7 protein-coding genes are annotated in these 8,953 nt (G+C 59.1%); 4 read left to right on the top strand and 3 right to left on the bottom strand.

The genetic code is table 11. The features are described 5' to 3' along the window. Window positions 1-165 precede the first annotated feature (165 nt). Window positions 166-519 (top strand): DsrE family protein, encoded by a 354-nt coding sequence (locus tag K6U75_14840; GenBank protein MCL6476319.1) that lies wholly within the window; start codon window positions 166-168, stop codon window positions 517-519. Here the strand turns inward: K6U75_14840 and K6U75_14835 are convergent. Together K6U75_14835 and K6U75_14830 are read right to left on the bottom strand one after the other, a co-directional pair. Next, a complete protein-coding gene (locus K6U75_14835) occupies window positions 516-3,110 on the bottom strand; it encodes a cellulase family glycosylhydrolase (GenBank protein ID MCL6476318.1) in 2,595 nt (864 codons plus the stop codon). The genes K6U75_14840 and K6U75_14835 overlap by 4 nt on opposite strands. A gap of 28 nt (window positions 3,111-3,138) precedes the next feature. Next, window positions 3,139-3,720, bottom strand: coding sequence for a DJ-1/PfpI family protein (locus K6U75_14830; protein MCL6476317.1), 582 nt, complete (start codon window positions 3,718-3,720; stop codon window positions 3,139-3,141). Window positions 3,721-3,822: 102 nt separating this feature from the next. On the opposite strand from K6U75_14830, the gene tadA reads away from it, so the two are divergent. From tadA to nikR, 3 genes are all read left to right on the top strand, one after another. Continuing rightward, the gene (tadA, locus tag K6U75_14825) at window positions 3,823-5,550 is read left to right on the top strand and encodes a Flp pilus assembly complex ATPase component TadA (protein ID MCL6476316.1); all 1,728 of its coding nucleotides are present in this window, start codon (window positions 3,823-3,825) and stop codon (window positions 5,548-5,550) included. A gap of 83 nt (window positions 5,551-5,633) precedes the next feature. Beyond that, the gene (locus tag K6U75_14820; protein ID MCL6476315.1) at window positions 5,634-6,926 is read left to right on the top strand and encodes an aminotransferase class I/II-fold pyridoxal phosphate-dependent enzyme; all 1,293 of its coding nucleotides are present in this window, start codon (window positions 5,634-5,636) and stop codon (window positions 6,924-6,926) included. Window positions 6,927-6,998: 72 nt separating this feature from the next. After that, a complete protein-coding gene (gene nikR, locus K6U75_14815; GenBank protein ID MCL6476314.1) occupies window positions 6,999-7,418 on the top strand; it encodes a nickel-responsive transcriptional regulator NikR in 420 nt (139 codons plus the stop codon). A 118-nt stretch (window positions 7,419-7,536) separates the two neighbouring features. Here the strand turns inward: nikR and K6U75_14810 are convergent, their stop codons facing one another. Further along, window positions 7,537-8,928: a M48 family metalloprotease gene (locus tag K6U75_14810; protein ID MCL6476313.1), complete on the bottom strand. Its 1,392-nt coding sequence runs from the start codon at window positions 8,926-8,928 to the stop codon at window positions 7,537-7,539. Window positions 8,929-8,953: the final 25 nt, after the last annotated feature.

The raw sequence follows: 8,953 nt of genomic DNA, 5'->3' as shown, positions 1-8,953 counted from the left end.
CTCCTACGAGGAGAGGGGCGTTCCCCCTTCCCTCGCAGGGAAGGGGGCAAGGGGGTTAGGTGACCTATCCATTCAACCACCAATTTCGAACACCCTCGCGAGACCTTGACTTTCCCACCATGTGTGCTACAATCAACCCAAAAGTCAACGCAGAGAGGAGCAACGATGAACGTCCTGTTTATCCTCCACGAACCGCCATACGGCTCGGAGCGGGCGTGGAACGCCCTGCGGTTAGCCACTGCTCTGCAACAGGAGGTCCCTCAGACGCGCATTCGCATCTTCCTGCTCTCCGATGGCGTGTACGGCGCACTGCCAGAACACCACCGCCCGGAAGGCAGCTATAACATCGGGCAGATGCTGGCAAACCTCATCGCCGGCGGCGCGGAGGTGCTGGCGTGTGTGACCTGCATTGACCAGCGCGGGCTGTGGGCATTGAAACTGATCGAGGGGGTAAATCTCGGTTCGATGGTCGAACTCGCTCACTGGACAGCCGAAGCAGACAAAGTGATTGTTTTCTAAGGACTTCGCCTGATCACATACTGCCCCGGCGTCAGCAACCAGCCGCCCATCACCTTCGGCAGGGAGACGTTACTGCCCTTCTTGAAGCATCGGGCTCCCTGCCAGCCTTCCAATTTTAGTCGGAACACGTGAGGCTGCTCCTTCAACTCCGCCACCGGAGCCGCGAAACTACCCAGTAAACTGTTGCCGACCAGAATCGAATCCGGATTCAGGTGCAAGGAGAACGTGTTTTCATCCTCCTGCTGCAGCACATACAGCCCGCTGCCGGTATACTGCACATAGGGCGAACTGCCTGTGCCAACAATACGTTTGGGCGACTTCGGCAGTCGGAGAGGCTGCCACTCGTCGATGCCTCGTGCATACATCACCGTCTCTTCGGTGATAAGCATACTCTGGTTGTGCGTGAAGGAGGTCGCCATCAGGTCGGGCAGGACCAGTTCGGTGGTGGGTTTTGCATACTGCACGCCCCGCGGCAGGCGGCGGAAGGTTTCTCCTGCCAGCATAAAGCTGACCGTCTTGGATGGAGTATACAGCCAGTTCAGCCAGTGCGCCTGCCAGTCGGTGTTCCAGCGGGCGGTGCTAACGCTGTCATACTGGAACTGGCAGGCCACCTGCACTTCCGCATGGCGGAAGTACGCCGCCAGCGCAGGATACAGATAGCAGCTGACGTTGGTCGCAGGCATGTCGAACTCATACTCCAACCGCGCCTTACGTGCGAACTCGGCAGGCAACTGCGTCGGCGAGGCTTGCGGTAAGAGGTTCATCCCATCGTTCACGCGCTCCCAGCCGCCCGGATACATGGCGGGGATGGTGATTGCCTCGCACTCCGAGTCGCCGATAGCCTGCACGATCTCCCTGTCTGCCCCACCGAAGAAGCTGATAGCCACCGGTTGCCTTGCCCCTGTGGAACGTATCGCCTCGTACATCTCACGAATATACTGGCGCATGAGGTCGTAACGGAATAGCGGGAAATAGGCGGGCGCCTCGGCAAGCCCTCGGGCGCTGCACCACTCCTGCCACAGTTTGCGGAAGGTTGCACGGTCGCGCTCGATCACCTCAGGGCGTTCGCCCTGTGGAGTGTAACTGCGCGTGAGAAGGTCTTGATAGGCGAAGTACGCCGGTTCGTTCATCACCTCCAGCAACACCAGACAGGGTTCATCCCTGTATGCCCTTCCGGTGTAGCGGTTGACATGCTGGAGGAACTGTCGAAGATAGTTTGCCGCGGCGCGTTTGGCTTCCGGTACAAACATCATGCCTGGCTTGCTAGTATTTGCAGAAAAGGAATCGGGGTTCTCGTTAGGCCCGCCCCACCAAGCGATCGGGGTGAACATCAGGTAGATGCCGCGTCGACTGCACTCCGCCACCAGATAGTCCAGCAGGTCGAGGTGCTCGTTGTCTATCAGGTTGCCGTCGCTATCGCTGATTTCGCGGTCAAACACATGGATACGAATCATCTCCACGCCCATCATCTGCAGGTGGTCCATGTCCTGCCGGATGGTGGCTTTCATATCCACACCCAGTCGTTTCATGTTCACGAACTGGTGCCAGCTCTGGGGATAGTAGTTCACCCCCCACAGCGCCACCTCGCCGCCGTCGACGTAGTACAACACGCCGTCACGCATCACCATCGGTCGCAGGGGCAACGGTTTGCCGATAGCCGAAGGTTTGGGACGCTCGACAGCAGGAGGCGTCTGCTGCTCTGGCGTGACAATCGGTTCATCGCCCACCAGAATCACCAGAGGTGCTTTATACAGCCCGCCCCCGGCATAGGTGTTCTCCACCATCACCGTCAGCACGTTTTCCGCGCCGTAGCGCACCAGCGATTCGGGAAGAGGATAATCGCGGGGAACGTCCCAGCCGCTGGTACGCCCGACTTGCTGTCCGTTGAGGCAGGTGATATCGTTGTCGTCCACTGCTGCGATGTACAGGCGCAGTTTTTTGCCTCGCCACGCTTCGGGCACCGTGAAACGCACCCGACACCACGCTGGGCGCTGCTCAAACCACAGGGTGGGCACGCCGATGCTCTCCCAAGCCGAGTCGTCGACATCGGGTGCTGCCAGCGAAGTGTCCAAACGGGCCTCGGGCGAGGTATACAGCCGCTTCCACGCCAACAGCGCCAGGTCTATCCCGCGCCTTACAGATACTTGCGTGCTGCTTTCCCCACAACCCGCCTGTAGCACAGCGGCATCCCGTTGAGGGGACAGCGATACCTGCACGGTGACCACACTCCATCCTCGAGCGGGAACACTTACGTTGAGGGAATCCGGCTGTACGTTGCCGCCATTGCAGGTAAAGGCAATCCGCGCCTCTGCCGGTTGCGGCTCGTGGTTCAGCACCAGAAACGCCACCGGAACCGGTCGGTCTTCCGGCACCAGCACCACAGGCACAGAAACACGCAGCTCCAGATTCTCACCCATCGCGGAGGGGGAACAACATCCAGTCAGCGCGCCAAGAAACACCACCCACCACACCCATATCTTCATAGACTGTGAGACGATGACCTCCAGAAGCTTTGCGTTCCCCGCGGTCGGTTGACCGTCCGACACCGAACAGACGACTTCGCCTGCAGATGCGCGGAACTCCCCTGTCATCCGCGCGTATGGTATCGAGCCATGCCCTCTACAGTTCTATCTTCGTGCCCAGCACCTGCAGGAACTTCGCCAGCCAGTCGGGATGGGCAGGCCAGGCAGGTGCAGTGACCAGATTGCCATCCACCACCGCTTTGTCCACCGGCACGTCCACGTATTCACCCCCAGCCGCCCGTACCTCCGGACCGACTGCAGGATAAGCCGAGGCCTTCTTGCCTCGAAGTGCCCCCGCCGCCGCCAGCAATTGCGCCCCATGGCAGATGGCAGCAATGGGCTTGTTCGCCTCGGCAAAGTGCTTCACCATGTCGATGACTCTTGGGTTGAGGCGGATGTACTCCGGCGCACGTCCACCGGGGATGACCAGCGCATCGTACTCTTCGGGCTTCACATCGTCAAAAGTGTAGTTCAGGGTGAAATTGTGTCCGGGCTTTTCGCTGTAGGTCTGATCGCCCTCGAAATCATGCACCGCCGTACGCACCTTCTCGCCGGCCTTCTTCCCCGGACACACGGCGTGCACATGGTGCCCCACCATCAGCAAAGCCTGAAACGGCACCATCACCTCGTAGTCCTCCACGAAATCGCCGACCAGCATGAGAATGCGTTTGGCTGCCATTGCGAACCCTCCCGCAAACGATTCTCGTACCTTATTATAACACCAAAAGTCCTCCAGACGGCAAGGACATCCTTCCAATAATATCCACAGGAGGGCTGTACCATGCAGAAAGCACGTTTGCGCATTGGTGAGATACTGTTACAACTGGGCTTCATCACTGGCGAGCAGCTGGAACAAGCCCTGAATATCCAGAAAGAAACCCAGGAGCTGCTTGGACAGATTCTGATGCGGCTGGGTTATGTCAACAGCGACCAGCTGGCGGAGGCGCAAGCTTATCAGTTTGGGGTGGATTATGAAAGAGTCAATCTCAACGATATTCCACCAGAGGTGCGCAACCTGATTCCGGCTCATCTGGCACGCCACCTGCGCGTTCTGCCTTTGCGGCAGGAGCGGCACCGGCTGGTGGTCGCGATGCTGAACCCTATGGACCTTGTGGCTCGCGACGACCTGCAGCGTATTACCAACTGCTACATTAAACCCGTTTACACCAATCCAGAGGTGCTTCAGCAAGCAATAGACCTGTTCTACGCTTCAGACATCCCGCCAGAGGAAACCAGGTCAGATGGTGACAGCGAGGGCATCCAGCTGCTGCACGTCGAGGACGAGAACACGCCAGAGGTGGACCACGTTGAGCAGCTGGTACAACAGGCACCCGTCGTCCGGCTTGTCAACGACATACTGGCGCAAGCGGCGCGAATGGGGGCGACCGACATCCATTTCGAACCAAAGCGCAGGGGGATTCGTCTGCGCTATCGCATCGACGGCGATTTAGTGGACGTGCGTACCATCCCGAATACGATGAAACAGGCGGTCATTGCGCGGGTGAAAGTGCTGGCAGACCTGAACCTGACCGAGCGACGGTTGCCTCAGGACGGACGATTTTCCTTTCAAGTGGATGCGCGCCGTATCGACGTGCGCGTCTCGACCCTTCCCAATCAGTACGGCGAACGGGTGGTGTTGCGATTATTGAACAACAGTCAGGTCAAATACAGCCTCGACGCGCTGGGCTTCTCGGAGGTCAATCTGCAGCGTTTTCGCTCGCTCATCCGTCAGCCCTACGGCATGATTTTGATTACCGGTCCTACGGGTTCGGGCAAGACCACCACCCTTTACGCAGCATTGCGGGAAATCTCGCGTCCCGAAATCAACATCATGACCTGCGAAGACCCCATCGAGTACGAAATCGAGGACATCAGCCAATCCAACGTGAACGAAAAAGTCGGACTGACCTTCGCCATGCAGCTGCGTTCTATCCTCCGCCAGGACCCCGACGTGGTGCTGATTGGCGAAATCCGCGATCGAGAGACCGCCGAGATTGCCTGCCGGGCATCGTTGACGGGACACCTCGTTCTGTCGACCCTGCACACCAATGACGCAGCAGGAGCACTGCCTCGCCTCATCGACATGGGGGTCGAGCCGTTCCTGATTAGCTCCTCCCTGATCGGAGTTGTTGGTCAGCGTCTTCTCCGCCGGTTATGCACACACTGCCGATACTTAGACATCCCCTCACCGCAGGAACAAGCGATGCTCGGCAATGCTGCCACACAGGTATACCGTGCTCGCGGATGCCCTCAATGTTTCCAGCGGGGCTACAGTGGTCGCATCGCCGTACACGAGGTGTTGCTGGTCAATGAGACCATCCGTCAGCTGACCCTTCAGCGGGCAGAAGCGCAACGCATTTTACAGGAAGCGCTGCAAGGCGGCATGGTTACCATGCAGGAGGATGCTCTGCAAAAGGCCCTGGCAGGGGTGACCAGCCTGCAAGAGGTCATCAGCAAGGTGGGTTTCCCCGATATTTCCACAGCGGACGCGCTGTCGCTTGCTGCGTAACTCTCTGCTCATTGAAGGACAACCGCATTCCGAGAGCGAAGCGGAGGGTAGATAAAATTCAATCGTGGCGTGAGAGGTTTGCGATGCGCGACAAACTCGCCCTTGTCGGGGGAAGCCCCGCCGTTTCTGTGTCCACGCTGGACCGGTGGCAAGTGCCCAAAGAGGAGATGAAACATGCCGTCAACGAGTTGATTGACGCGGATTTTTTGTCGGGTTCCGGCGCAGGTCTCCCCAAACAGTTCGAGGAAGAGTTTCGCCAGTATGTGGGTGCGCAATACTGCCTTTCGGTGAATCACGGCTCCACCGCCCTCGCCAGCGCGTTCTACGCGGTGAAGACGGGCCCTGGGGACGAGTTCATCACGCCCACACTGGGCTACATCGGTAGCTACAGCGGCGCGTTGCACATGGGGGCGCGACCGGTGTTTTGTGATATCGATCCCCACACCCTGCTGGCAGACCCCGAAGATATCGAGAAGCGCATTACTCCGCGTACGCGCTTCATCGTGCCTATCCACCTGTTCGGCAACGTGTGCGAGATGGACGCACTGCGTGACATCAGTTACCGCTACGGCATTCCGATTATCGAGGATGCCGCGCACGCGCACGGCGCGGAGTGGGACGGAGTGAAGGTGGGCAACATCTCGGACCTCACCTGCTTCAGCCTGCAGGGCTCACCGCCTTACGGCAAACCCGTCTGCGGCGGCGAAGGGGGTCTGGTAACCACCAATCGTCGGGAATACTACGAGCGAATGCTGGCGTTCTGTCACCTGCATCGCGCTGGCATCACGGAGGAGCTGACCCTGCCGGAGTACCGCGAACTGGACGCACAGGTACTTGGATGCAAATGGCGGGCGCATCCGCTGGCGCTGGCGATTGCGCGGGTAACGATGCAGTCGCTGGACTACCGCAACGCCAAACGCACCGAGTTTCGCCAGAAGGTGTTTGCCGCACTGCAGGGAATGCGTGGCATCGAGCCGGTGCGCTCGTATCCGAAGGCGAAACCTGCGGGCTTCTTCGCGGGACATCCGCTGATTTATCGCCCCGAACAGCTGCATGGACTGCCTGCCGAACGATTCGTGGAGGCGTTGCAGGCAGAGGGTGTGCCGGTGTGGCTCTATGGGCGCAAGCTGGAGCACCAGAAGACCATCTTCCGCAAAGGGTTCGACCTGTGGGGTAATGGCAGGGGACCACTTGGCGGGGAGTTTTTCGGGCTGCCGCCATTCGAGGGCTACAGAGACGGCGATTTCCCGCAGGCGGAGCGTGTGGCGGGCAACATTTTACACTTACGTCCGGTCATCGAGCCACCCGACGAGCTGGTGGAGCAAATCGCGCGCGCCTCCGAGAAGGTCATCGCGCAGCACGAGCAGCTGTTGTAGTAGCGGAACGCCCGCAGGAGCTTTTGACAAATCCAGTAAGTCATGCTACACTTTGTTCAAAGGTGTTACGTCATGGCAGGGCTGAAGCGGTTTGGCGTCTCCATACCGGCGGACCTGGTCGATGCCTTCGACCATCTCATCGAGGGCAAGGGTTACCGCACACGCTCGGAGGCGATACGCGACCTCATGCGTGATGCCCTTGTGGAGAGCGAATGGGAGAGCAACACGGGGGAGGTAGTCGGCACGGTGACCATTGTCTATAACCATGAGGTTCGCGAAATCTCCCGCGTGCTCACGCAGCTGCAGCACCAGTACGTGGATGCCATTGTTTGCACGACGCACGTGCATATGGACGAACACAACTGCATGGAGGTGCTGGTGGTGCGCGGCTCTGCCGCTCAGGTACAAGCCATCGCGGACAAACTCATCAGCATGAGAGGTGTCAAACATGGCAAACTGGTATGTACGACCACGGGCAGGTCCCTCGTCTAAAAGCCGATATCGATTTGTGCCGAAGCGTCGCCAGATGAGATGGGCAGATGCGGAAGTGATCGACGAACCAGAGGTCTATCTGGCGCGAGCACGGAAAAGGGATCTGCCCTGAATATCTTCACCTCGGTTCCCAGAAACACTCCTCGATACTCGTCTCCTTGATCCAGCGCACCTGTCCGTCAGCGCAGACGATGTTCAAGCCGTCTGTGTGCCGCATGATGATATCTTCATCATCCCCCTCATAGAGCAGTACGGTTCGCTCTGGAGTCTCAATCTGACTCAGAGTCCAGCCAGCAAAGTCCATGTTCAGTGCATAGCTGATGGGCTGCGGCGAATCGTCTGACCGGCAGCGCAACACATCTGCGCCCGGTTGCACATAAGCACCAATGAGAGCCCGCACGCCGAACACGGGCAATCTGCCGTCGTAATCCGCCGTGTACATCTGGATGGCTCGGCTCAGTTGCTTCATGTTGGTCATGCACGCTTCCATCTGCGCCGTCTCACGTGCTGCAGCGAACAGCGGCAACAGGATGGCAGCCAGCACGGCGAGGGCAAAGATGGCTAAGGCTGCTGCCGCAGCGCTCGACCCCAGCCCTTGAAATCCCGCGAAGGGCAAGAGCATCACCGCGCCCAGCGTTGTAGCGGCACGACGTTCCACAGTAATCTGAGGCGTACCCAATATGAATTGCCTCAGCTCCGCAATCCGCTTGACCAGCGGCGGATGCGTGGAGGTGATTTCAATCAGTCGCGCAAAGATACTCGTCTGCGCCTCGTTGGCTTGCTGCACCAGCAGCTCGGGTTGCACGTGTCGCGCCAGCCGCCAGCCTGTTGCGAGCATCGCCAGCACACGCTCGTATGCCTGCAGGTCGCCTGCACACGCCTGTCCGCACCGGTCCGCGCTGTACTCGCAGAGGCGCGACCATGCCAGATAGAGCAAAGGTATCCAAAAGCCTCCCATCACCAGCCAACGCCAGCGGAAGTGTCCCAGCACGAAGTGTGCCAGCTCATGCCCGATTAGCCCGCGCAAGGCTGCCGGGTCCTCCTCGATGCCCTCCACCAGTTGCGAGAACAACACCATGCAACGGCTGCGCATCATCATGGCGACGAAGGCGTTCAGCGTCGTGCCTTCCATGATATATATCTCCAGCGGCTCATGGTAGCCCAACCGTTGCTGCACCTCTTCGAACGCACGATGCACATGTGGGAAGTGCTGTTCGCTGACTCGCACACTGTGCGTCAGCAGCTGTGCCCGGAACATCTGGAAGGCAACCCAGCTGAAAAACCACAGCACCAGTCCCACGGGAATGATGATGCCCAGCGTGACGACCAGCAGCAAAAGCCACGTGACCGCGCCCGCTAACGCAAGGATGACAAACACGGTGTTTTCCAGAGGATGGCGCAGTCGTTCCAGCGGGAGTGATGGTATAATCCGAAGCACTTCAGCCCCACAGCGCGGGCACGTGGTGGCACCCTGCGGAATCCCCTCTCCGCAGCGAATGCATGTTTGCATACCAGTCTCCTCCTTTCCAGTGACT

Source organism: Bacillota bacterium, from assembly GCA_023511455.1.
Lineage (GTDB): Bacteria > Armatimonadota > HRBIN16 > HRBIN16 > HRBIN16 > HRBIN16.
This window is presented reverse-complemented; position numbering and strand designations above follow the sequence as displayed.

Excerpts from the sequence above, each read along its gene's own strand:
- K6U75_14840 (MCL6476319.1), top strand. The coding sequence starts at position 166 with ATGAACGTCCTGTTTATCCTCCACGAACCGCCATACGGCTCGGAGCGG.
- K6U75_14835 (MCL6476318.1), bottom strand. The coding sequence starts at position 3,110 with ATGACAGGGGAGTTCCGCGCATCTGCAGGCGAAGTCGTCTGTTCGGTG.
- K6U75_14830 (MCL6476317.1), bottom strand. The coding sequence starts at position 3,720 with ATGGCAGCCAAACGCATTCTCATGCTGGTCGGCGATTTCGTGGAGGAC.
- tadA (MCL6476316.1), top strand. The coding sequence starts at position 3,823 with ATGCAGAAAGCACGTTTGCGCATTGGTGAGATACTGTTACAACTGGGC.
- K6U75_14820 (MCL6476315.1), top strand. The coding sequence starts at position 5,634 with ATGCGCGACAAACTCGCCCTTGTCGGGGGAAGCCCCGCCGTTTCTGTG.
- nikR (MCL6476314.1), top strand. The coding sequence starts at position 6,999 with ATGGCAGGGCTGAAGCGGTTTGGCGTCTCCATACCGGCGGACCTGGTC.
- K6U75_14810 (MCL6476313.1), bottom strand. The coding sequence starts at position 8,928 with ATGCAAACATGCATTCGCTGCGGAGAGGGGATTCCGCAGGGTGCCACC.